At 71.2% G+C, this 22,232-nt stretch carries 23 protein-coding genes and 1 pseudogene; 14 read left to right on the top strand and 10 right to left on the bottom strand.

Annotated elements, in window-relative coordinates; translation table 11 throughout:
• The first annotated feature begins 18 nt into the window (after positions 1-18).
• The 3 genes from NIE111_RS02370 to NIE111_RS02360 all read left to right on the top strand — a co-directional run bounded on the left by NIE111_RS02370 (position 19) and on the right by NIE111_RS02360 (position 1,794).
• A complete protein-coding gene (locus NIE111_RS02370) occupies positions 19-561 on the top strand; it encodes an NUDIX hydrolase (RefSeq protein ID WP_238682819.1) in 543 nt (180 codons plus the stop codon).
• Entirely contained in the window at positions 558-1,427 is an 870-nt protein-coding gene (locus NIE111_RS02365; protein ID WP_238682818.1) for a nucleotidyltransferase family protein, read from the top strand. The genes NIE111_RS02370 and NIE111_RS02365 overlap by 4 nt, the downstream gene beginning before the upstream one ends.
• Positions 1,428-1,506: 79 nt before the next feature.
• Positions 1,507-1,794: an Lrp/AsnC family transcriptional regulator gene (locus NIE111_RS02360; protein ID WP_074313163.1), complete on the top strand. Its 288-nt coding sequence runs from the start codon at positions 1,507-1,509 to the stop codon at positions 1,792-1,794.
• Between the two features lie 105 nt (positions 1,795-1,899).
• Here the strand turns inward: NIE111_RS02360 and NIE111_RS02355 are convergent, their stop codons facing one another.
• From NIE111_RS02355 to ctaE, 5 genes are all read right to left on the bottom strand, one after another.
• Positions 1,900-2,592, bottom strand: coding sequence for a DUF4142 domain-containing protein (locus NIE111_RS02355; protein ID WP_238680080.1), 693 nt, complete (start codon positions 2,590-2,592; stop codon positions 1,900-1,902).
• A 193-nt stretch (positions 2,593-2,785) separates the two neighbouring features.
• Complete coding sequence (gene qcrB, locus NIE111_RS02350) at positions 2,786-4,417, bottom strand: cytochrome bc1 complex cytochrome b subunit (RefSeq protein WP_238682817.1); 1,632 nt, start codon at positions 4,415-4,417, stop codon at positions 2,786-2,788.
• On the bottom strand, positions 4,414-5,502 hold the full coding sequence (qcrA, locus tag NIE111_RS02345; RefSeq protein ID WP_238682816.1) for a cytochrome bc1 complex Rieske iron-sulfur subunit: 1,089 nt from the start codon (positions 5,500-5,502) through the stop codon (positions 4,414-4,416). The genes qcrB and qcrA overlap by 4 nt, the downstream gene beginning before the upstream one ends.
• 64 nt (positions 5,503-5,566) lie before the next feature.
• The gene (gene qcrC, locus NIE111_RS02340; RefSeq protein ID WP_238682815.1) at positions 5,567-6,403 is read right to left on the bottom strand and encodes a cytochrome bc1 complex diheme cytochrome c subunit; all 837 of its coding nucleotides are present in this window, start codon (positions 6,401-6,403) and stop codon (positions 5,567-5,569) included.
• A 70-nt stretch (positions 6,404-6,473) separates the two neighbouring features.
• A complete protein-coding gene (gene ctaE / locus NIE111_RS02335; protein ID WP_112582810.1) occupies positions 6,474-7,073 on the bottom strand; it encodes an aa3-type cytochrome oxidase subunit III in 600 nt (199 codons plus the stop codon).
• A 108-nt stretch (positions 7,074-7,181) separates the two neighbouring features.
• Here ctaE and NIE111_RS02330 point away from each other — a divergent pair, with 108 nt between their 5' ends.
• From NIE111_RS02330 to NIE111_RS02315, 4 genes are all read left to right on the top strand, one after another.
• On the top strand, positions 7,182-8,102 hold the full coding sequence (locus NIE111_RS02330) for a cytochrome c oxidase assembly protein (protein ID WP_372488269.1): 921 nt from the start codon (positions 7,182-7,184) through the stop codon (positions 8,100-8,102).
• Positions 8,103-8,205: 103 nt separating this feature from the next.
• The gene (locus NIE111_RS02325) at positions 8,206-8,601 is read left to right on the top strand and encodes a helix-turn-helix domain-containing protein (RefSeq protein WP_091407513.1); all 396 of its coding nucleotides are present in this window, start codon (positions 8,206-8,208) and stop codon (positions 8,599-8,601) included.
• A gap of 91 nt (positions 8,602-8,692) precedes the next feature.
• Complete coding sequence (gene trpD / locus NIE111_RS02320; protein WP_238682814.1) at positions 8,693-9,736, top strand: anthranilate phosphoribosyltransferase; 1,044 nt, start codon at positions 8,693-8,695, stop codon at positions 9,734-9,736.
• Positions 9,737-9,933: 197 nt separating this feature from the next.
• On the top strand, positions 9,934-10,134 hold the full coding sequence (locus NIE111_RS02315; RefSeq protein ID WP_238682813.1) for a hypothetical protein: 201 nt from the start codon (positions 9,934-9,936) through the stop codon (positions 10,132-10,134).
• A gap of 105 nt (positions 10,135-10,239) precedes the next feature.
• On the opposite strand, the gene NIE111_RS02310 is transcribed toward NIE111_RS02315, so the two are convergent.
• On the bottom strand, positions 10,240-10,665 hold the full coding sequence (locus tag NIE111_RS02310) for a cytochrome c oxidase subunit 4 (RefSeq protein WP_091407506.1): 426 nt from the start codon (positions 10,663-10,665) through the stop codon (positions 10,240-10,242).
• 9 nt (positions 10,666-10,674) lie between these two features.
• A complete protein-coding gene (gene ctaC, locus NIE111_RS02305) occupies positions 10,675-11,646 on the bottom strand; it encodes an aa3-type cytochrome oxidase subunit II (RefSeq protein ID WP_238682812.1) in 972 nt (323 codons plus the stop codon).
• A 229-nt stretch (positions 11,647-11,875) separates the two neighbouring features.
• Here ctaC and NIE111_RS02300 point away from each other — a divergent pair, with 229 nt between their 5' ends.
• Positions 11,876-13,027, top strand: coding sequence for a cysteine desulfurase family protein (locus NIE111_RS02300; protein ID WP_238682811.1), 1,152 nt, complete (start codon positions 11,876-11,878; stop codon positions 13,025-13,027).
• A complete protein-coding gene (locus tag NIE111_RS02295) occupies positions 13,024-13,257 on the top strand; it encodes a sulfurtransferase TusA family protein (RefSeq protein WP_238682810.1) in 234 nt (77 codons plus the stop codon). The genes NIE111_RS02300 and NIE111_RS02295 overlap by 4 nt, the downstream gene beginning before the upstream one ends.
• A gap of 112 nt (positions 13,258-13,369) precedes the next feature.
• Here the strand turns inward: NIE111_RS02295 and NIE111_RS02290 are convergent, their stop codons facing one another.
• The 3 genes from NIE111_RS02290 to NIE111_RS02280 form a co-directional block, all read right to left on the bottom strand.
• A complete protein-coding gene (locus NIE111_RS02290) occupies positions 13,370-14,350 on the bottom strand; it encodes a carbohydrate kinase family protein (RefSeq protein ID WP_124820724.1) in 981 nt (326 codons plus the stop codon).
• A gap of 198 nt (positions 14,351-14,548) precedes the next feature.
• Positions 14,549-14,917 carry an iron-sulfur cluster insertion protein ErpA gene (gene erpA, locus NIE111_RS02285; protein WP_091407494.1) on the bottom strand — a complete coding sequence of 123 codons (369 nt, stop codon included), beginning with the start codon at positions 14,915-14,917 and terminating at the stop codon, positions 14,549-14,551.
• Positions 14,918-15,098: 181 nt separating this feature from the next.
• On the bottom strand, positions 15,099-16,238 hold the full coding sequence (locus tag NIE111_RS02280; protein WP_238682871.1) for a glycerate kinase family protein: 1,140 nt from the start codon (positions 16,236-16,238) through the stop codon (positions 15,099-15,101).
• 68 nt (positions 16,239-16,306) lie between these two features.
• On the opposite strand from NIE111_RS02280, the gene nadA reads away from it, so the two are divergent.
• The 5 genes and pseudogenes from nadA to NIE111_RS31870 all read left to right on the top strand — a co-directional run.
• A complete protein-coding gene (nadA, locus tag NIE111_RS02275) occupies positions 16,307-17,506 on the top strand; it encodes a quinolinate synthase NadA (protein WP_238682809.1) in 1,200 nt (399 codons plus the stop codon).
• A 212-nt stretch (positions 17,507-17,718) separates the two neighbouring features.
• Positions 17,719-19,074, top strand: a complete 1,356-nt coding sequence (gene murA / locus NIE111_RS02270; RefSeq protein ID WP_110564159.1) for a UDP-N-acetylglucosamine 1-carboxyvinyltransferase — start codon at positions 17,719-17,721, stop codon at positions 19,072-19,074.
• Between the two features lie 113 nt (positions 19,075-19,187).
• On the top strand, positions 19,188-19,781 hold the full coding sequence (locus NIE111_RS02265; RefSeq protein WP_091407492.1) for a DUF3043 domain-containing protein: 594 nt from the start codon (positions 19,188-19,190) through the stop codon (positions 19,779-19,781).
• 172 nt (positions 19,782-19,953) lie between these two features.
• Positions 19,954-20,514, top strand: coding sequence for a helix-turn-helix domain-containing protein (locus NIE111_RS02260; RefSeq protein ID WP_238682808.1), 561 nt, complete (start codon positions 19,954-19,956; stop codon positions 20,512-20,514).
• A gap of 383 nt (positions 20,515-20,897) precedes the next feature.
• Positions 20,898-22,232: pseudogene (locus NIE111_RS31870) on the top strand (hypothetical protein); the annotation flags it as partial.

Raw genomic sequence — 22,232 nt, 5'->3', positions numbered from 1 at the left:
GACCACTAGCCTGGAGTCATGATCCCCCGCTCCCGCGCCACCGGTCGGGCCCTCTTCTACCAGGCCTTCTACCGGCTGCCGCTGCCGGTGCGTCGGCAGCTGGTCCGGCTGGCCGTGCCCAAGTACATCGTTGGCGCGGTGACCCTGGTCCGGGACACCGAGGCGACGGGCGCGGGTCGGTTGCTGATGCTGCGCCAGCCGCCCGGCAAGGGTTGGTCACTCCCCGCCGGCCTGCTCAATCGGGGTGAGGCCCCGGTGGTGGGCGCGGCCCGTGAGCTGTTCGAGGAGTCCGGCGTCCGGCTCCCACCGTCGCGGCTGCGCCCGGCGGTGCCGAACGCGATCGTGCACGCCAAGGGCTGGGTGGACATGGTCTTCGAGGCCGAGGTGCCGGCGTCCAGCACCGAGCTGACCGTCGACGGCGGGGAGGTGTTCGAGGCCGCCTGGCACCCCCTGGACGACCTGCCCAAGCTGACCTGGCCGACGGCCCGGCTGCTCGCCTACTACGACATCGGGCCGTTGGCCGGGCAGTTCCCGCCGCCGGTGCCCGACGACACCCCGTGACCGGGGCGGCCGGGGTGCCGGCGGAGCTGTGCGCGGTGGTGCTGGCCGCCGGCGAGGGCACGCGGCTTCGCCCGCTCACCGAACGGCTGCCCAAGGCGCTCTGCCCGGTAGGCAACGTCGCTCTGCTGGATCGGGCGTTGGCGCGGCTGGCCGGCCTGGGCCTGACCGGTCCCGATCGGGTGGCGGTGAACGCCTGCTACCTCGGCGATCAGGTGGTGGCGCACGTCGGCGACCGCGCACACCTGTCGGTGGAGCCGGGCGACCCGCTGGGCACCGCGGGCGGGGTGGCCAACCTGCGGGACTGGATCGACGGGCGGCCGGTGCTGGTCGGCAACGCCGACGCGTACCTCGCCGACCCGGCTGCTCCCCCGGGCCCGGACGTGGCCGCCCTGCTCGACGGCTGGGACGGGCACACCGTACGCCTGCTCGGCCAGCCCGCCGCGGACCCGGCGGCGCCGGGCACCTTCGCCGGGCACTGCTTCACCGGGTTCTCGCTGCTGCCCTGGCGGCTGGTCCGGGACCTGCCTGTCGTCTTCTCGGACCTGGTTCGCGCCGTGTGGCGTCCGGCCGAGGCCGCGAGCGCTCTGACGGTGGTGCCGTACCCGGGCACCTTCTTCGACACCGGCACCCCGGCCGACTACCTGTCGGCCAACCTGCACGCCGCGGCCGGCGGCGTTCTCGTCGAGGAGTCCGCGACGGTGACCGGCCACTGTGTGGAGTCGGTCGTCGGCGCGGGCGCGCGGGTGGACGGTGACGTGTTCCGCACCGTGGTGTGGCCGGGCGCGACCGTACGGGCCGACGAGCGGCTGCGGAACGTGATCCGGGCCGGGAGCGACCTGACCGTGCCCTGCCCCGCCCAGGGCTGAGCCCTGACGGCTCCCGCCTCCGGTCCGGGGGCGGAACATCTAGCATGGGCGACGACGCCGACGAACGGAGAAATGCCCCGTGATCACCGCGATCGTGCTGATCGACTGCGCCACCGATGCGATCCCCGAGGTGGCGGAGAACCTGGCCAACCTTCCCGGTGTCAGCGAGGTCTACTCGGTGGCCGGGCACGTCGACCTCATCGCCATCGTCCGGGTCCGCGAGTTCGACCAGATCGCCCAGGTCATCGCGGGCAGCATCTCCAAGGTCCCGGGCGTGCTCAACACCGAGTCCCACATCGCCTTCCGGGCGTACTCGCAGCACGACCTGGAGGAGGCGTTCGCGATCGGTCTGGCCAGCGCCGACTGACCGGCTCGCCGTTGCGGGGCACGCGCCGGGCCCCACGGCGGCGCGTAGCGCGCACAGGGCGGCCGGCCCACCACGAGGGTGGACCGGCCGTCTGCTGTGGCTACGTCAGCTCTCGCTGGGAGCCGGTACCTCGGTGCTGCCGCCGCCGGGAGCCGGCGACTCGGTGCCGGTGCCGCCCGGAGCCGGCGACTCGGTGACAGTGCCGCCCGGAGCCGGGGACTCAGTGCCGGTGCCGCCCGGGCTGGGCGTACCGCTGGCGCTGGTCTGCGGAACCGGGATGCCCAGCTTGTTGGCGAGCGCCACCAACTCGTCGTAGTGCGTCTGCAGCGTCGGAAGCGCCGTCTGCGCCAACTGGACCACCGACTGCTCGGAGCCCTGCGAGATCTCCGTCTGGGTGGCCTGGATGGCCTGGACGTGGCCGGCCAGCTCACTGGTCACCCAGAGCCGGTCGAACTCCGCGCCGCTGGCGTTGTTCAGCTTGTCGATGACCGCCTGCTGATCGGCACTGGGCTCGTTCGGCAGTTCCACCCCGAGCTGCGACGCGGTCTGCTGCACCGTCTGGTCCAGCTGGGTGTGGTCGGTCTTCAGCATCGCGCCCAGGTCCTTGACCCCCTGGTCCTGACCCTTCTGCTGAGCCAGGTCACCAGCGGTGATCTCGAACAGGTTGACCTGGTGTACCGCCTGCAGGTACTGGGTGTCCTGCGTTGACGGCTGTGCCGCGGCCTGCGCGGCCGCAGCCGGCGCGACACCGACAAGTACCAGCGCGGCCAACAGGCCGAGGCGTTTGATACCCAACATGCTTCCCCCCCTTGAGACGTTGGACCGCACGGATACCCGGCTCACCGTGGTTATTCCTGCGATCGCCCGTCGCGCGGGGTCGACCGGTCCCATCAGGGGCGTCCGACTCCTGGTCGGATGGGTCGGGGGGTGTGGATACGACGGAGCGCCCGCCGGAATCCGGCGGGCGCTCCGTAACCGTGTAACTGGGCGGTCAGCGGCGGCTTTCGCCGCTGCCGATCTCCTCGCGCTCGGGTCGGGCCTCGACCGGCGGGTGCCCCGGCGAGACCGGTGCCTCGACCGGCTTCTCGATCGGGTAGAAGAAGCCCCGGATGGCCGGGCCGAGGGCCCCCAGCCGGTTCATCTTCTTGGGCACTACCCAGCCGACGTAGTCCAGCTGGCCGTGACCGTCAGCGTGCCCGTTGGACGCGCTGAGCGGCTGGTGCACCTCGACGAACCGACCGTCCGGCATGCGCCGGATGATGCCGGTCTCCACGCCGTGCGCCAGCACCTCCCGGTCGTGCTGCTGCAGACCCAGGCAGAGCCGGTAGGTGACGTAGTACGCCAGCGGCGGGACCACCAGCAGGCCGATGCGGCCCGCCCAGGTCATCGCGTTCAGGCTGATCTGGAACTTGTCCGCGATCACGTCGTTGGCGCCCGAGAGCGTCAGCACGATGTAGAACGAGACGGCCATGGCGCCGACGGCGGTCCGGGCCGGAGCGTCCCGGGGACGCTCGAGCAGGTTGTGGCTCTTGCGGTCCTTGAGGTGCCGGGCTTCCAGGAACGGGTACATCGTCGACAGGCCCACCAGGATGCCGGGCAGCACGACAGTCGGCCAGAACAGCGGCGGGATGACGTACCCGTCGCCGAGCGGGATGTTGATTTCCCAGGCCGGCATGAGTCGGGTCGACCCGTCGAGGAACATGACGTACCAGTCGGGCTGGCTGGCGGCCGAGACCACCCACGCCTCGTACGGGCCGAACAACCAGATCGGGTTGATCTGGAACAGACCGCCCATCAGCGCGATGACGCCGAAGACGACCATGAAGAAGCCGCCCTGCTTCAGCGCGTACCGCGGGAACATCCGCTCGCCGACCACGTTGTTGTTGGTCCGGCCGGGGCCGGGCCACTGGGTGTGCTTCTGCTTGAAGACCAGACCCAGGTGGACGCTGATCAGCGCGACCAGCAGACCCGGGATGAGCAGCACGTGGGCGATGAAGAACCGGCTGATGATGATCGTGCCCGGGAATTCGCCGGCGAAGACCGACGAGGTGACCCAGGAGCCGATCACCGGGATGGACAGCATGATCGCCGAGGCGATCCGCAGGCCGGTGCCGGACAGGCCGTCGTCCGGCAGCGAGTAGCCGGTGAAGCCGGCCAGGAAGCCAACCCAGAACAGCAGCGAACCGATGATCCAGTTGGTCTCGCGCGGCTTGCGGAAGGCGCCGGTGAAGAAGACCCGCAGCATGTGCACGACGATCGCGGCCATGAACAGCAGCGCCGCCCAGTGGTGCATCTGCCGCATCACCAGACCGCCGCGGACGTCGAACGAGATGTCCAGGCTGGAGGCGTACGCGGCGGACATCGGGGTGCCCTGCAGCGGTGCGAAGCTGCCGTCGTAGACCACCTCGGTCATCGCCGGCTCGTAGAAGAAGGTGAGGAACACACCGGTCAGCAACAGCACGATGAACGAGAACAGCGCGATCTCGCCGAGCAGGAAGGACCAGTGGTCCGGGAAGACCTTGTTCAGCAGCCTGCGCAGCGGGGTGGCCACCTGGAAGCGGTCGTCCACTCCCACCGCGGCCTTGCCCGGCGTCGCCGCAAGGTCAAACTTTCGACGCTTCATGGCCGCTCCCAGAAATCAGGCCCGACGGTCTCGGTGTAGTCGGACTTCGCCACGAAGAAGCCCTCGGAGTCCACCTCGATCGGCAGCTGCGGCAGCCGCCGGCTGGCGGGGCCGAAGACTGGCCGGGCGTTGTCGGTGATCAGGAACTGGGACTGGTGGCACGGGCAGAGCAGCCGGTTGGTCTGCTGCTCGTACAGGCTGGCCGGGCATCCCGCGTGCGTGCAGATCTTGGAGAACGCCGCGTAGTTGCCCCACATGTAGTCGCCATGGCCGATCTTCTCGTTGGCCCGGCGCGATTCCTGTGCGTCCGAGTCGCGGAGGTGGATCAGCAGCGTCGGCGAGTCGGCGTGCTTGTTGCTCACACCATGGTCGATGCCGGGGAAGACGGTGATCTGGCCACCGGTGCTGACGTCCGCCGGGCGGACCGGACGGCCGTCCTCGCGGACCAGGCGGATCCGCTCGCCGCCCTCGGACGTGCCGAACCCGGTGGTGAACATCTGGTTGTTCTTGTGCGGCTGCGAGATCAGGCCGCCGACCAGCGGCGCCGCGGCGACCGCGGCGACCGGCGCGAGACCGGCCAACAGCGAGATGCCGAGCAGAGGACGACGCTTCACGCCCAGCTCGTCCGCCATGTAGAGCATGGTCTGGCCGGTGATGGTGCGGCCGTCGGAGTCCACCTGGCCCTCGTGCCGGTCCTGGATCGAGACCTCCTTGGGCAGCAGCTTCTTGCCCCAGGTCAGGATGCCGAAGCCGACGGCGAGCAGCGCCACGCCGAGGGTGAAGCCGAGCAGCGGGGTGTAGAACTTGTCGCCGCCCCGGCCCGCCTCGTACTGCCAGGGCCACCAGATGTAGATGGCCAGGAACGCGGTCGCGGCCAGGCCGGTGATCAGGAAGAAACCGGCGACCACCCGGGTCAGCCGACGCTCGGCCTTGGTGCCCGGCAGCACCTGTGGCTCGTAGTGGACGATCTCGATGTCGTCCCGACGCGCGCCCTCACGAACGATGTCGAACCGGGTCAGCTTGGGGTCGTTCACATCGAGCGGCTCCGGACCCTGTGAGGCCCGGTGCTCGGGGTGGGTGCTCATGCCGTCACCTCGCTACGGGTGGCGCCGAGCGGCACCACAGCACTGAATCGGATGGCCTGCTCGATCACGACTTACCCGCAATCCACAGGCTAGCGAAGACGAGCGCCACGATGCCAACCAGGAAGATCGCCAGGCCCTCGGTGGACGGGCCGTACCGCCCGAGGTTCAACCCACCCGGGTCCTGGTCGTGCTTCAGCGTCTCCTGGATGTAGGCGATGATGTCGGCCTTCTGCTCCGGCCGGAGCTGGTTGTCGCCGAACACCGGCATGTTCTGCGGGCCGCTCAACATCGCCGCGTAGATCTGGCGGTCGGTCGCGGGGTGCAGGCTCGGGGCGAACTTGCCCGAGGAGAGCGCACCACCGCCGCCACCGAAGGCGTGGCACTGCGAGCAGTTGATCCGGAACAGCTCACCGCCGGCGGCGATGTTGCCGTCCTCGCGGAGGTCGTCGCCCTCGGGCACGACCGGGCCGCCGCCGAGCTCCTGGACGTACTGGGCCAGCTGACGGGTCTGCTCGTCGGTGAAGACCGGGGGCTTGCGGTGCGCCTGGGCCTCCTGGCGGGCCAGCGGCATCCGCCCGGAGCTGACCTGGAACTCGACCGACGCCGCGCCGACGCCGATCAGGCTCGGCCCGCGGCCCTCGACGCCCTGGGCGTTGCGGCCGTGGCAGGTCACGCAGCTCACGTCGAACAGCGCCTTGCCCTCGGCGGCGGCGCCGGTCAGCTGCGGGTTGTCCTGCGCCTGGGCGCCCGGGGCGAAGACGGTGTACGCGCCACCGGCGAGCATCAGCGCGGCGATCAGCCGGACCGCGGCGCCCAGCCGGCGGCGGCCCCTGCTGCGCGCGGCGGGCCGCTCGCGCAACCGCGCGAGCAGACCGCGTCGGCGGTCGTTGTCAGAAGTCATGAGCGGTGTCCTTAACCGGTTGGACCTGTCTCAGGGGACGGAGCAGCAGCGCGGAATGTGACGCGCAAGATCACTGGAGCCAGTAGATCATGGCGTACAGCCCGATCCACACGACGTCGACGAAGTGCCAGTAGTACGACACGACGATCGCCGACGTCGCCTGCGCCGGAGTGAACCGGCCCATGGTCGTACGGACCATGAAGATGATGAAGGCGATCAGACCACCGGTCACGTGCAGGCCGTGGAAGCCGGTGGTCAGGTAGAACACCGACCCGTACCCGTCTTCGTTGATCTTGATGCCGTCGGCGACCAGGTGCCGGTACTCGTTCAGCTGGCCGAGGACGAAGATCAGGCCCATCACGAAGGTGACGGTGAACCAGCGCCGCAGCGCGTGCACGTCACCCTTCTCCGCCGCGAAGACGCCGAGCTGGCACGTCACCGAGGACAGCACCAGGATCACCGTGAAGGTGGTCGCGTACGGGATGTTCAGCGCCTCGGTGTGCTTCTCCCATTGCTCCGGCGCAGCCGCGCGGATGGAGAAGTACATCGCGAACAGCGCCGCGAAGAACATGAGTTCGCTGGAGAGCCACACGATCGTCCCGACGCTGACCATGTTTGGTCGGGTCAGAGAGTGGATCCGGCTCTTGTCAATGGCTGGGGCCGCAGTCACGCCGTCATTATTGCCCCTGACCGGGGCCGCCGATCAGCGGGGTGGCAAACCCGCGCCTTCCGTGGCCCGAGCGTCAGGGTCCGGTTCGCCTGGCCTAGCCTGAAAAGCGTGCTGCACGTCGATCCGATCTTCGCCGCCACCTCGGCCCCGCCGCCGTTCACCGTCGGCGCGGTGCTGACCGAGACCCGGCTGGACAGCTGGCTGGCCCTCGGCCTGGTGCTCGCCGCCGGCCTGTACCTCTACGGCGTGTACCGGCTACGCCTACGGGGCGACCGTTGGCCGATCGCCCGAACCGTGTTCTTCCTTGGCCCCGGCCTGGGCGGCATCGCGCTCGTCACGGTCAGCGGGCTGCACGCCTACGACACCGCCCTGCTGTCCGTGCACATGATCCAGCACATGGTGCTCTCCATGGTGGCGCCGATCTTCCTGGCGCTTGGCGCGCCGATGACCCTGGCCCTGCGCACCCTGCCGGTAGCGCCACGCAAGCGTCTGCTCGCGATCGTGCACAGCCGCGTCGCCCGGGTCTACAGCTTCCCGCTGGTGGCGTTCGCCATCTTCGTGGTCAACCCGTTCGTGCTGTACTTCAGTGATCTGTACCGCTACACCCTCGAACACGCCTGGGCGCACGAGCTGGTGCACGCGCACTTCATCATGACCGGCTGCGTGTTCTTCTGGCCGCTGCTCGGCCTCGACCCGCTGCCCGGCCGCTGGCCGTACCCGGCGCGTGCGCTGCTGATGCTGCTCTCCGTGCCGTTCCACACAGTGCTCGGCCTCACCATCATGCAGAGCAGCACGCTCTTCGGCGGTGACTGGTACCCGTCGCTGAACCTCGGTTGGGTCGACCCGTGGCAGGACCAGGTGGTCGCCGGCGGCATCCTCTGGGCCGGTGGCGAGTTCGTCAGTGTGACGATGCTCGCGGTGCTGGTGGTGCAGTGGGTCAAGCAGTCCGAACGGGAGGCCCGCCGGGTGGACCGCGAGCTGGACCGCCAGGAGGCCCGCGAACGCGCCGCCGACGCCGCGCCCGCCTGAGCTGCCCGGACGGTACGCCCCGACGCGCGACGCCGGGCGGGATGTCGGCTACGTCACGCCGACCGGTACGATCTGCGGGCAGCTACGAGGTGGGAGTTCCGGCATGACCGATCGTCTTTGCACCGTGTTGCTCTACAGCGACGACCCGCAGGTCCGTGATCGGATGCGGATGGCCGTCGGCACCAGGCCCGCTCCCGGTCTGCAGATCGAGTTCGTCGAGGCGTCGACCTACGCGGAGACGATCCGGCTGGTCGACGACTACGAGATCGACCTGCTGCTGCTCGACGGTGAGGCCAGCCCGGGCGGCGGCATCGGCATCGCGCGGCAGGTCAAGGACGACCGGGACGACGCTCCCCCGACCTGCCTGGTGATCGCCCGCGCCGCCGACCGATGGCTCGCCGCGTACGCCGAGGTCGACGCGACGCTGGTGCACCCGCTCGACCCGGTGACCACCGGCGGCACGGTGGCCGAGTTGCTGCGGACGCACGCACCCGCCTGACGTCCCACGCTCCTCCGGCACCCCCACGGCGCCGGATCTCCTCGGCGCCGGTTCCAGCCCACCCGCACTTCGCATGCTCGGGAGGCCCGCCATGGGCGATCGGACCTGGCCGCACCTGCTCAACGCGCTGCTGCGCGGTGACGAACTCTCCACCGCCGACACCGCCTGGGCGATGGACGAGATCATGACCGGCTCGGCGAGCGCGGCGCAGATCGCCGCCTTCGCCGTGGCGCTGCGGGCCAAGGGGGAGACCCCCGCTGAGCTGGCCGGCCTGGTGGAGGCGATGCTCGGACGCGCGGTCCCGGTGGCGCTCCCCGAGGAGCTGCGCCGTACCGCGCTCGACGTGGTCGGCACCGGCGGTGACCTCGCCCACACGGTGAACATCTCCACGATGACGGCGCTGGTGGTCGCCGGCACGGGCGTCCGTGTCGTGAAGCACGGCAACCGGGCCGCCTCCTCCCTGTGCGGCACCGCCGACCTGCTGGAGTTCCTCGGCATCCCGCTCGATCTCGGGCCGGAGCAGGTTGCCCGCTGTGTCGAGGAGGCCGGCATCGGGTTCTGCTTCGCGGCCCGCTTCCACCCCGGGATGCGGCACGCCGGCCCGGTCCGCCGCGAGGTGGGCGTGCCCACCTTCTTCAACTTCCTCGGCCCGCTGACCAACCCGGCCCGCCCCCGGGCCGGCGCGGTCGGCTGCTTCGACCTGCGGATGGCCCCGGTGATGGCCAGCGTGTTCGCGGCCCGTGGCGACTCGGCGATCGTGATGCGCGGCGAGGACGGGCTGGACGAGTTCACCACCGCCGCGCCCACCCGGATCTGGGCGGCCCAGGGCGGCACCGTACGCGAGGTCGTGCTGGACGCGACCGACCTGGGGGTACCCCGGTCCACCCTCGCCGATCTGCGGGGCGGTGACGCCGCGTACAACGCTGGCGTGGCCCGTCGCCTGCTGGCCGGCGAGACGGGCCCGGTCCGGGACGCGGTCCTGGTCAACGCGGCGGCGGCGCTGGCCACCCAGGGCCCGCTGGACGGCGACCTGACCGAGGCGCTCCGCGCCGGCCTGGCCCGCGCGGCCGAGTCGATCGACTCCGGCGCGGCCGCCGCGACCCTGGACCGCTGGATCGAGACCGCCGCCGCCTGACCTCACCACCACCCGAATCGCCGGCGTCGTCCGCGGGCGGATTCGTGGACGTCGCGCGGATGCCGACCAGGGGGCGACCGTGCGCGGAGATTTGTCGGACCCGTCTGGGAAACTACAGGTGAGTAGTTCTCTGCTGCCGTCGGTGCGTCGTTGTCGCATCCGGGGGCGGTCCGCCTGGTATCCGAGAGGAGACGCCCGTGTCGCATCGCGAGCTCTACTGCGACGTCTGCGAGGGCGTGGCGCTGTTCGAGGCGCCGCCCTGCGTCGACAGCCACGGCACCGACTGTCCAGAGCTGATCTGCACCGACTGCGGCGCCGCAATCGTGGTCGGCACGTTCGCCTTCCCGGTCACCCGGCTGGCCACCCGCCGCCGCCAGCCCGCCCGCCGCGCCGCCTGACCGCCGCGCCACTCTCGGCGGGGTGGAACATGACCGAAGGCCCGCTCCCCTTCCGGGGAACGGGCCTTCGTCGTGCCGGGTCGGTCGCGACGGCGACCGGGCGGATCAGTGCTCGGCGGTACGCCGGGTGCCGCTGTAGTACTCGAACAGGAGCCCACAGGCGGAGAAGACGACGGCCAGCAGACCGGCGCCGATCAGCCAGTACTGCCAGAACACCATGCCGAGCGCGGCGATCGCGGCGGCCAGCGCCAGACCGAACGGCCAGTAGCTGCCCGGGCTGAAGAAGCCGACCTCACCGGCGCCGTCGGCGATCTCGGCGTCCGGGCGGTCCTCCGGGCGCAGGTCGATGCGGCGGGAGACGAACCAGAAGAAGCCACCGCACATCGAGCAGAGCAGGAACGACAGCAGCAGGGCGACGGTGCCGACCCACTCGATGCCGCCCGACGCACCGTTCGTCCAGGCGCCGTAGAGGATGGTGGCGCCGAAGAGGAACCCGGCGATGATCAGGAAGATACGCCACTCGGTCTTCATGCGGCTGCCTCAGCTTCCCGTGCGGGCCGGAACGTCGTCCGGGTTGAAGTTGTCCTGCGTCCGCCGCGTGTCGAACGGCTGCGTGGTCGTCGCGTACGGCTGCTCACCGATCGCGGACAGCGCATCCTGGGTCGACTTGCCGCTCTGCTTGGCCGCGAGGAACTGGTCGTACTTCTCCGGCGAGACCACCCGCAGCTCGAAGTTCATGAACGCGTGGTAGCTGCCGCACAGTTCGGCGCAGCGCCCGACGTAGGCGCCCTCGGCGTCCAGGCTCGAGACCTCGAACACGTTGCGGATCTTGCCCGGCATGACGTCCCGCTTGAAGAGCAGCTCGGGCACCCAGAACGAGTGGATGACGTCGCGGCTGGTCTCCTCGAACCGGATGGACCGGTTGGTCGGCAGCACCAGCACCGGGATGACCTCACTGGTGCCGAGCGTCGACGCGGTGGTGCGGGCTTCAGTGCCCTGGCCGTCCCGGTAGTTGAACTGCCAGTTCCACTTGAACGCGACGACCTCGACAGTGACGTCCGGGTTCTTCGACAACTTGTCGACGTCGGTCTGCACGATCGCCGTGTAGTAGAAGAGCACGGAGACGATCAGGATCGGCGCGATGGTGTAGAGGAACTCCATCGGCATGTTGTAGCGGGTCTGCACCGGCAGCGCGTTGCCACGCTTGCGGTAGCGCACGACGCACCAGAAGATCAGGCCCCACACGAAGACGCCGACCGCGAGCGCGGCGATGCAGGAGGCGATCCACAGGTCGTACATCCGCTTGGACTCCGGCGAGATGCCGCCCTGCGGCCAGCCGAAGCCGTGGAACGTCTGACCCACGTCACAGCCCGTGAGCAGAACCAGCAACGCCACGCCACCGAGACCGAGCCCGGCCAGGCGACCAGCACCACGCCCCCGGCGTCCACCAACCCCTGGGGAAGCGCTGTGCCGTACGGCCGACGACCGTACCTCCGAACTCCTTGCGACCACCTGGTCCTGCCTCCCTAGCGCGCCGCGGTGCGTCTTTCCTCAGCACCCGCGGCAAAGGCGTCACCGACGGTCGCAGATTACTCGACCATGACGGACTCGGCCGTGGTGGGGTCACTGTCCGACCCCCATCGGGGGGATCCTAGGCATACCGCCGCGATAGCGTTTGGTCTGTGAGCGCGAGGAGCGAGCCGGGGTCGCGAGCCCCGCGACCGCGAACGAAGGCAGGTCTGTGAGCGCATCCCCGGTCTACCTGGACGCGGCGACCGCCGCGCCGATGCACCCGGTCGCGCGGCAGGCCCTGCTGGCCGCCCTCGACGACGGCTGGGCCGACCCGGGCAAGCTGTACACGCAGGCCCGCCGGGCCCGGCAACTACTCGACGCCGCCCGCGAGGCCACCGCGCTGACGCTCGGCGTCCGCGCCGACGAGGTCTCCTTCACCCCCAGTGGTACGACCGCAGCCCACGGCGCGGTGCTCGGCGGCCTGGTGGGGCGGCGCCGGGTCGGGTCGACGCTGGTGCACTCGGCGATCGAGCACTCGGCGGTGCTGCACGCGGCGGAACGGCACGTCAACGCGGGCGGGACGGCCACCGCGGTGCCGGTCGACCGGTTGGGCCGGCTGGACCTGACCGCGTGGTCGACAGCCGTTCGGGCCCCGGGGGTCGCGCTGGCCGCGTTGATTACCGCCAGTCACGAGGTGGGGACGGTGCAGCCCGTCGCCGAGGCGGCGGCCGCGTGCGCCGACGTGGGTGTGCCGCTGTACGTGGACGCGGCGCAGTCGGTGGGCCGGGTGCCCCTGCCGGCCGGCTGGTCGGTGCTCACGGCGAGCGCCCACAAGTGGGGTGGGCCACCCGGCGTGGGGGTGCTGGCGGTCCGGAAGGGCGTTCGCTGGGAGTCACCCTGGCCGGCCGACGAGCGGGAGAGCGGACGTACCCCCGGAGTGGTGAACCTGCCCGCGGTCGTGGCGGCGGCGGCGAGCCTGCGGGCGGCGGCGGCCGACGCGGCGGCCGACGCGACCCGGTTGGCCGCCCTGGTGGACCGGATCCGGGAGCGGGTAGCGGCGGAGGTGCCCGACGTGGAGGTGGTCGGCGACCCGGTGCTCCGGCTCCCGCACCTGGTGACCTTCTCCTGCCTGTACGTCGACGGGGAGGCGTTGCTGCACGCCCTGGACCGGCGGGGCTTCGCCGTGTCGTCCGGCTCGTCCTGCACCTCGTCCACGTTGCGTCCGTCGCACGTGCTGGAGGCGATGGGGGTGCTCTCGCACGGCAACGTGCGGGTCAGCCTGCACCGGGAGACGACCGAGGCGGACGTGGAACGGTTCCTGACCGAACTGCCGGGGATCGTCGCCGGGCTGCGGGCCGAGGCCGGGGTCGTGGGGCTGTGACGACGCCGGACGAGGTGATCGACTGCCGGGGGCAGCGCTGTCCGCTGCCGGTGATCGCGGCGGCACGACGGATGCCCGAGGTGCCGGTCGGCACTGTGGTCCGGGTGCTGGCCGACGACCCGGCGGCGGCGGTCGACATCCCCGCCTGGTGCCGGATGCGCGGCCAGGAGTTCCTAGGGTCCGTCAACGGCCCAGACGGCCCCGCCCACGACATCCGCCGCACCCACTAACCCGGCGCCACCCCGGCCACCCCCGCGATCTTGCAGTTTCTGCGCGGACAAAGGGGTGCAGAAGCCGCAAGACGGCGACAGAAAGTGCAAGATCGCCGGGGTGGGGGCGGGGTTAAGCCGGGAGGAGGTGGGGGCGGACCTCTTCCGCTGCGGTGTCGCCGTAGGACTCGGCGAGCCGCTTGACGAACAGGTCGCGGCGGACGTCGTACTCCTGGGTGCCGACGGTCTCCAGGACCAGCGTGGCCAGCAGCGAGCCGACCTGGGCGGCGCGTTCCAGGCCGAGACCCCAGGAGAGCGCGGTGAAGAAGCCGGCCCGGAAGCCGTCGCCGACGCCGGTCGGGTCGACCGCGCGGATCTCCCGCGCGATCGGTACGTGGATCGGGTCGATGCCGCGCCCGGCGATCTCCACACCGTGCTTGCCCAGCGTGGTGACCCGCACCTTGACCAGGTCCAGCAGTTGGTCGTCGCTGAGCTGCGCCTTGCTCTGCAGCAGCGACTTCTCGTAGTCGTTGGTCATCAGGTACTCGGCGCCCTCGATCAGCGCCACCACGTCCTCGCCGGGCATCCGGGCGAGCTGCTGGGACGGGTCGGCGGCGAAGGCGTACCCGCGGGTGCGGCACTCGGCCGAGTGGCGCAGCATCGCCTCGGGGTCGTTCGCGCCGACCAGCACCAGGTCCAAACCACCCAGCCGGTCGGCGACCGGGGCCAGCTCGATGTTGCGGGCCTCGCTCATCGCACCGGCGTAGAACGACGCGATCTGGCACATGTCGGTGTCGGTGGTGCAGACGAAGCGGGCGGTGTGCGCCACCTCGCTGATGTGCACCGAGTCGCAGTCCACGCCGTGGCGCTCCAGCCAGGAGCGGTAGTCGGCGAAGTCGGCGCCGACCGCCCCGAGCAGCACCGGGCGCAGCCCGAGCTGACCCATCCCGAAGGAGATGTTCGCCGCCACCCCGCCACGGCGGAGCACCAGGTCGTCCACCAGGAAGGAGAGGGACACCTTGTGCAGTTGATCGGCGATGAGCTGGTCGGCGAAGCGACCGGGGAAGCTCATCAGGTGATCGGTGGCGATCGAGCCGGTGACGGCGATCTTCATGTCAACCCTCGGGGTCGGGAGCAGGGCGCGGTCAGCCTACCGGGACGGCAACCCGATGGTCACCGCTCGGTCGGACAACGGCAACCAGGCCGCCACGACCCCCTTCGGGACCGCTCCCGGACGGGTGCGACCGCCGACAAATACGCCGATGGGGCCGTCCCGAAGAACGGCCCCATCGTCGCTGGTGTGTGGTGTGACTCAGTTGAACGAGTCACCGCAGGCGCAGGAGCTGCCCGCGTTGGGGTTGTCGATGGTGAAGCCCTGGGCGTCGATCCGGTCGGCGAAGTCGATCGTCGCGCCGGAAAGGTACGGGGCGCTCATCCGGTCGACGACGACCTCGACACCACCGAAGTCGGTCACGACGTCACCGTCGAGCGAACGCTCGTCGAAGAAGAGCTGGTACCGCAGGCCGGAGCAGCCGCCCGGCTGCACGGCGACGCGGAGCCGCAGGTCGTCGCGGCCCTCCTGCTCGATCAGGGCCTTGACCTTCTGCGCCGCGACGTCGGTGAGGACGACGGAAGTAGGGGCCTTGGCCTCGGTCGACTCGGTCTGCGCTGGCGTGGTCACGTGGAAGTCTCCCTGCGCGGTTTGGGTCCGGACGCACTGGCCAACGTCGCGCGTCGTCCAGTGATTCCCGGTTGTGGTCCTCACCCGATCGTACGCCGCCTTGGCCGGGCTCACCCGCGTGGCGTGACCCCCGCCGCAGGTAGGCCCTCGGTCGGGGCGGACTGACGGGCGGTCGGGAGGCTCAGCGGCTCCACTGCCGGGCCAGTCGGGCGCCCAGCTCGCGCAGCCCCTCCGCGGGCCGGCTCAGCGCCGCGTCGAGCCCGCCGCCCTCCTCGCCGCCGAAGTGCTCCACCAGGCTGTACGCGTCGGTCACCCCGGCCGAGGCGGCCTCCCGCCGACCGGTGCTCACCTGCCCGGCCACCACCACGCAGGGCACTCCCCGGTCACGGGCGGCGCCTGCCACCCCGGCGACGACCTTGCCGCGCAACGACTGGTGGTCGAACGACCCCTCACCCGTGATCACCAGGTCGGCGGTGTCCAGCGCGGTGTCGAGTCGGGTGGCGCGGGTGACCAGGCCGATCCCCGACTCGCAGTCGCCGCCCAGGGCGAGGAGCGCCGCGCCGATGCCACCGGCGGCCCCGCCCCCGGGCAGCGCGCCGAGCCCCGCCGGGCAGCCGGCCAGGTCCCGTTCCAGCACCGCCGCGAAACGCTCCAGGGCCGCGTCGAGCAGCAACACGTCGGCGCGGTCGGCGCCCTTCTGCGGCCCGAACACGTTGCTGGCCCCGTGCAGGCCGAGCAGGGGGTTGTCCACGTCGGTGGCCGCGACCAGCCGGACGCCGCGTAGCCGGGGCGCGCCGTCCAACGCGTCGACCGCGGCGAGCGCGGCCCCGCCGTACGGCAGCGCGGCGCCACCCTGGTCGAGGGGGGTCACGCCCAGCGCGGCGAGCATTCCGGCGCCGGCGTCGTTGGTGCCGGAGCCGCCCAGCCCGATCACCACGGTGCGGGCACCGCTCTCCACCGCGGCGGTCACCAGCAGACCCAGCCCGTACGAGGTGGTGGCCTTCGGGTCGCGCTCGGCGGCGGAGAGCAGGTGCAGGCCACACGCCTGCGCGCTCTCCAGGTAGGCGGTCGCGCCGTCGGCGGTGAGCAGGATCTCACCGGCCGCCGGACGGCCCAGCGGATCGACGGTCGGCACCTGCACCCGCCGGCCGCCGAGGGCCTCGGCGAGCACCTCCACGAAGCCCGGTCCGCCGTCGGCGAGGGGCCGGATCAGCAGATCGTCTCCGTCGGTGACGGTGCGCCAACCGGCGGCGACGGCGGCGGCCACCTCCGGTGCGGACAGGGTGCCGGCGAACTTGTCCGGGCAGAGCAGCACGCGCATGCCGAGCAGTGTGGCAGCCCACACCGAGCGAGGCTGCGTCGCGCTCGCGCTGTGGGACCATGGGCTACGTGACTTCGACCTGGGTGGAACCCTCCAACACGGCGACGGCTCTGCTGCTGCTCGGCCGGGGCAGCGACCCCGACACCGAGCGCGGCGTCGAGTGTCCGGGCGACCTACCGGCGCCCAGCGATCCGGATCTGGTGGCCCGCGCCACCGCCGCGAAGGCGAAGCTGGGCAGCAAGGTCTTCGTGCTGGGGCACCACTACCAGCGCGACGAGGTGATCCAGTTCGCCGACGTGACGGGTGACTCGTTCAAGCTGGCCCGGGAGGCGGCGGCCCGCCCGGACGCGGAGTACATCGTCTTCTGCGGCGTGCACTTCATGGCCGAGAGCGCCGACATCCTCACCACCGACGCCCAACGGGTGATCCTGCCCGACCTCGCGGCGGGTTGCTCGATGGCGGACATGGCGGTGCTGGGCCAGGTCGAGGCCGCGTGGGACACGCTGACCGAGCTGGGCATCGCCGGCGACACAGTGCCGGTGACGTACATGAACTCCTCGGCCGACATCAAGGGCTTCGTGGGCCGCAACGGCGGCGTGGTCTGCACCTCGTCCAACGCCAAGCGCGCCCTGGACTGGGCCTTCGAGCAGGGGTCGAAGGTGCTCTTCCTGCCGGATCAGCACCTGGGCCGTAACACCGCGGTGTTGGAGATGGGCCTGTCGCTGGACGACTGCGTGCTCTACGACCCGCACAAGCCCGGTGGCGGGCTCACCCCGGAACAGCTGCGCGACGCCAAGATGATCCTGTGGCGGGGGCACTGCTCGGTGCACGGCCGGTTCACCCTGGAGAGCGTCAACGACGTACGGGAGCGGGTGCCCGGGGTCAACGTCCTGGTCCACCCGGAGTGCCGGCACGAGGTGGTCACGGCCTCCGACCACGTCGGGTCCACCGAGTACATCATCAAGACCATCGAGGCGGCCCCGGCCGGCTCGGCGTGGGCGCTCGGCACCGAGTTGAACCTGGTGCGCCGGCTCGCGCTGGCGCACCCGGACAAGCAGATCATGTTCCTGGACAAGGCCGTCTGCTACTGCTCGACGATGAACCGGATCGATCTGCCGCACCTGGTCTGGGCCCTGGAGGAGCTGGTCGCGGGCCGGGTCGTCAACCAGATCACTGTCGACACCGACACCGCGCACCACGCGCGGGTCGCGCTTGATCAGATGCTCGCGCTGCCCGGCGCGGACACTCCGCCGCCGACGGTGTCCTGATCACGATCCGTAGCGCTCTTGGTACGCAAAAGTGCCGGATCACCGATTAATGCCACACACGCCGATGTGACCGAGTCCTTTTTCGTCACCGAGGGCTATGCTGCCCAAGCGACGACACACGCGGGCCGTTTCGACATGGCCGCATCCGGGGTAGCGACAACGTTCAGGCTCCCCACCATCAACACGGCAGCACCGACGCGCTGGAGGTTGCGTTGACCGACGACGTCCTGGTTGTGCACGGAGGTACTCCGCTCGAAGGGCGGATCCGCGTGCGCGGCGCGAAGAACCTGGTATCGAAGGCGATGGTTGCCGCGTTGCTCGGCGACAGCCCGAGCCGGCTGTTCGACGTGCCCAAGATCCGCGATGTCGAGGTGGTGCGAGGTCTGCTCGGCCTGCACGGCGTCAAGGTCACCGACGGCACCGAGGACGGCGAGCTCGTCTTCGACCCGGCGAACGTGGAGAGCGCCAGCACCGACCAGATCAACGTGCACGCCGGTTCCAGCCGGATCCCGATCCTGTTCTGCGGCCCGCTGCTGCACCGCCTCGGGCACGCGTTCATCCCGGATCTGGGTGGCTGCCACATCGGCCCGCGCCCGATCGACTTCCACCTCCAGGCGCTGCGCGAGTTCGGCGCCACCGTCGAGAAGCGGCCCGAGGGTCTGCACCTGTCCGCGCCGAACGGGCTGCACGGCACCAAGTTCGCCCTGCCGTACCCGAGCGTCGGCGCCACCGAGCAGGTGCTGCTGACCGCCGTGATGGCCGAGGGCGTCACCGAGCTACGCAACGCCGCCGTGGAGCCGGAGATCATCGACCTGATCTGCATCCTGCAGAAGATGGGCGCGATCATCAAGGTCCACACCGACCGGGTGATCGAGATCCAGGGCGTGCCCAAGCTGCACGGCTACACCCACCGGCCGATCCCGGACCGGATCGAGGCGGCGAGCTGGGCGGCCGCCGCCCTGGCGACCCGTGGTCACGTCGAGGTGCTGGGCGCGCAGCAGGCCGACATGATGACCTTCCTGAACATCTTCCGCTCGGTCGGCGGCGAGTACGAGGTCACCGACGCCCGCGCGCCGAAGCTGGGCGACCCCGGCCAGGAGGGCGGCATCCGCTTCTGGCACCCGGGTGGCGAGCTGAACGCTGTGGCGCTGGAGACCGACGTGCACCCCGGTTTCATGACCGACTGGCAGCAGCCGCTGGTCGTGGCGCTGACCCAGGCCCGTGGCCTGTCGATCGTCCACGAGACGGTCTACGAGCAGCGGCTGGGCTACACCGAGGCCCTCAACTCGATGGGCGCCAACATCCAGGTCTACCGGGACTGCCTCGGCGGCACCCCGTGCCGCTTCGGCCGGCGTAACTTCAAGCACTCCGCGGTGATCGCCGGGCCGAGCAAGCTGCACGCCGCCGACCTGGTGATCCCGGATCTGCGGGCCGGGTTCAGCCACCTGATCGCCGCGCTCGCGGCCGAGGGCACCTCCCGGGTGTACGGCGTGGATCTGATCAACCGGGGCTACGAGGACTTCGAGGCGAAGCTCGCCGACCTGGGCGCGCACGCCGAGCGTCCGTAACCTCGGTCACTCATCGTTCGGATACGACGGCTCCAGGTCGCGCTGCGACCTGGAGCCGTCGGCCGCTGTACCGCGATGTGCACAGGGCGCGGACCGTTGGCTACCCTTGCCGCGTGCCGTCGCTCTTTCGCCGCAAGTCCACCGACCTCGTCGACGAGGCCGTCACCTCGGTGACCCCCGAGGAGACCGCTGAGCGTTCCCGGGGTTACACCCCGGCCAAGGGTCGGGAGACGCCCAAGCGGCCGACCGTCGGCCGTCGCCCGGCCGGCCCCACTCGCCCCCTCACCAAGGAGGAGGAGCGGGAGCGTCGCCGTCAACTGCGCGCCGAGGCGGCGTCGGAGTTCCGCCGTGAGGGTGGCCCCCGCGACCGTGGCCCGGAGCGGCTGCTGGCCCGCAACGTGGTCGACTCCCGGCGTACCGTCGGCACCTGGTTCTTCGGCGGCGCGCTGATCGTGCTGGTCGGGTCGAACGCCGCCATGCCGCCGCTGGTCCGACTGATCTCCAACGTGCTCTGGGGCGCGCTGGCGCTGGGTGTGGTCGTCGACTCGGTGCTGATCTGCCGCAAGATCAGCAAGCTGGTCCGGGAACGCTTCCCGAAGACCGACCAGCGGATGGGCTCGCTCTTCCTCTACGCGGTCATGCGGTCGATCACCTTCCGCCGGATGCGCGCTCCGGCGCCCCAGGTCAAACTGGGCGACAAGGTCTGACCCCCGGCTCCACTCCCGCATCTCCAAGATCCGCGCGACATCAGCGAAACTGCTGCCTCAGACATCTCCGAGGCAGCAGTTTCGCCGTAACTGCGCGGATCTCGTCGTGCGTTCATCATGCTGAACGGGTCGTTGTTCGACAGACCGAACATTTGACCAATGGAGCGAAGGCATGCCTTCGGAACCGGCTGCTCCCCTGGCCACCATCGCCGCGGCTCTGCGCCGGGAGCGGGAACGGGTCGGCATCTCGCTGACCGAGCTGGCCCGCCGGGCGGGGGTGGCCAAGTCGACCCTCTCCCAGCTGGAGTCGGGCACCGGAAACCCGAGTGTGGAGACGCTCTGGGCGCTGGGCGTCGCACTCGGTGTGCCGTTCAGCCGGCTGGTGGAGCCCGTCGACGACGGCGTACGGGTCATCCGCGCCGGGGACGGGCCGCGCGTGCGCTCGGAACGGGCCGACTTCAGCGGAACGCTGCTCAGCGCCGGTGCGGCGCACCTGCGCCGGGACGTCTACCTGATCAGGTTGGAGCCGGGCGCGGTCCGAGCCGGGCACGGACACACCCCGCGCAGCATCGAGCACGTGGTGGTCGCTGCCGGCCGGCTGCGGGTGGGGCCCGAGGCGGCACCTGTCGACCTCGAACCCGGTGACTACGCCACGTTCCCCGGCGACGCCCCGCACCGTTACGAGGCGCTCGCTCCCGGTACGTTCGCCGTCCTCATCATGGAGCACCCCTGAACGAGGACGGCGATCCCGCCGCAGCCGGGTTGCCGTCGAGTGCGGTATGGTCGGACAGCAGATTCGCTTATAGGACCAAATGTCCGAAACCAATGGGATAACGTTTGCGCCGGTGGGCGGTGCCACAGTGGCGGTGAGCGAGCCCACGCCGTTACCCTCCATCCGCAGCCACGGCCTGCCGGAGCAGCGATCTGACCGGCACGGGCGGCCCCAGCGCGACAATTTGCAACGAGGTGACAACGCGTGAGCGAGCGGACGCGAGCCGGCCACCGGGGCGTGGCAGGCGGCGACCGGACGCCCAGCGGTCACCCGACGACGGCTGCGGACACCTCACCCCCGGCGAGAATCGGCCCAGCGGCCGGGTGTGGCGACGGGCTCGACGGATGAACGGCCGCTACACCGACCGGTGGTCAGATCCGAACGAACCGTCCTGGGTGGTCGAGCCGACCACCGAGTGGCACCCCCAGTTCCCCGGCCAGCGGTACGCCGGCGACATCGGCATGCCGCACCAGCCGCCACCGCGCGGCCGCGCGACGGTGTCCGGTCGCGCCGAGGTGCCGCCGCTGGCGCCCACCCGCCCGGACGGCACCTACCTCGGCCGGTCCTGGTCCGACGAACCACCGGCCGAACAGGCACCGCACGGCCGTTCCTGGGTGGACGACGAGCCGGGTGAGGCATCGGCCTACAGCCGACTCCGCAGCGACGAGCTCTCGGCGGACACCTACGGCCGGCCCGACAACGCCGACTCCCGCCACTACGACCACGAGCCGTACCGTCGTCCGCTGCCCGAGCCACCCCGCCGCGACGACCGCCGCTCGCCCGAGTCGGACCGACGTACCGCCTGGTCCGACCGGCGCCCCGCCGACGAGCGGGGGCCGGCGCGGGAAGCCGCCTGGCACCGGGACCAGCCCACCCCCGAGCGGTACGACAGCCGCCGTCCCCGGCAGGAGCCCACCGAGCGGGATCGGGGTTACCGGGGCTCTCCGCCGGTCTCCCCCGCGCCCCGGTCCGAACCCGGCTGGGTGCCCGAGTCGGACGACACACCACGTCGGCGCGGCGCACCGGAACGACCGGCCGCAGGTTACGAACGGCACACCGGCGACGGGTACGGCGTCCGACCCACCCGCGACCACGACGGCCGCGTCGCCGACGGGGTCGACCCGTGGGCACCCGTGGACGGCCGCGCGCGATACCGCGCCGACGGGTACCCGGACCGGGCCACCGACGACCCGCGCCGCCCAGAGCCGCGCTACCGCCCGGACGAGGGGATCGGCGCCGCACCCTCCCCCAACGGGGGACGACGGCGTCGCCCCGAGCCGGACCTGCCCGACCAGCCCCGCCTCGACGACGACCGGCGACGGCCCGACACCGACCCGCACCGGCAGCAGCCCCGTGAGGCGGCGGCCCGCGCCGAGGCGTACCCGGATCGGCGGCCCCGCGAGCAGGCCCGCCCGGACACCTACCGCGACAACGGGTACCGCGAGGACGCGCCTCGTGAGGACGCGTACCGCGAGCCCCGGCCACAGCCGGGCCAGCGCTCGGACGGCAGTCTGCCCTGGCCAGCACCGGGTCCGGTGCGCCAGGACCGCACCCCGGACCGCACCCGGGAACCGGGGCACCGCACCGATCCACCCCGCACCGGAGACCCCCACCGCACTGCGGACCCGCAACGCACCGATCCGCACCGCGATCCCGATCCGCACCGCGGTTCTGACCCG

Origin of the sequence: Micromonospora hortensis (assembly GCF_022230935.1) — a bacterium.
GTDB lineage: Bacteria > Actinomycetota > Actinomycetes > Mycobacteriales > Micromonosporaceae > Micromonospora > Micromonospora hortensis.
The sequence above is the reverse complement of the archived record's forward strand: the minus strand, read 5'-3'. Positions and strand labels throughout refer to the sequence as shown.

Bases quoted from the DNA above. Each gene is read 5' to 3' on its own strand.
- qcrA (WP_238682816.1), bottom strand. From the start codon at position 5,502: ATGAGCACCCACCCCGAGCACCGGGCCTCACAGGGTCCGGAGCCGCTC.
- NIE111_RS02310 (WP_091407506.1), bottom strand. From the start codon at position 10,665: ATGAAGACCGAGTGGCGTATCTTCCTGATCATCGCCGGGTTCCTCTTC.
- NIE111_RS02355 (WP_238680080.1), bottom strand. From the start codon at position 2,592: ATGTTGGGTATCAAACGCCTCGGCCTGTTGGCCGCGCTGGTACTTGTC.
- trpD (WP_238682814.1), top strand. From the start codon at position 8,693: ATGGGCGATCGGACCTGGCCGCACCTGCTCAACGCGCTGCTGCGCGGT.
- NIE111_RS02290 (WP_124820724.1), bottom strand. From the start codon at position 14,350: ATGAAGATCGCCGTCACCGGCTCGATCGCCACCGATCACCTGATGAGC.
- qcrC (WP_238682815.1), bottom strand. From the start codon at position 6,403: ATGACTTCTGACAACGACCGCCGACGCGGTCTGCTCGCGCGGTTGCGC.
- NIE111_RS02280 (WP_238682871.1), bottom strand. From the start codon at position 16,238: ATGCGCGTGCTGCTCTGCCCGGACAAGTTCGCCGGCACCCTGTCCGCA.
- NIE111_RS02260 (WP_238682808.1), top strand. From the start codon at position 19,954: ATGCCTTCGGAACCGGCTGCTCCCCTGGCCACCATCGCCGCGGCTCTG.
- NIE111_RS02325 (WP_091407513.1), top strand. From the start codon at position 8,206: ATGACCGATCGTCTTTGCACCGTGTTGCTCTACAGCGACGACCCGCAG.
- qcrB (WP_238682817.1), bottom strand. From the start codon at position 4,417: ATGAAGCGTCGAAAGTTTGACCTTGCGGCGACGCCGGGCAAGGCCGCG.
- NIE111_RS02370 (WP_238682819.1), top strand. From the start codon at position 19: ATGATCCCCCGCTCCCGCGCCACCGGTCGGGCCCTCTTCTACCAGGCC.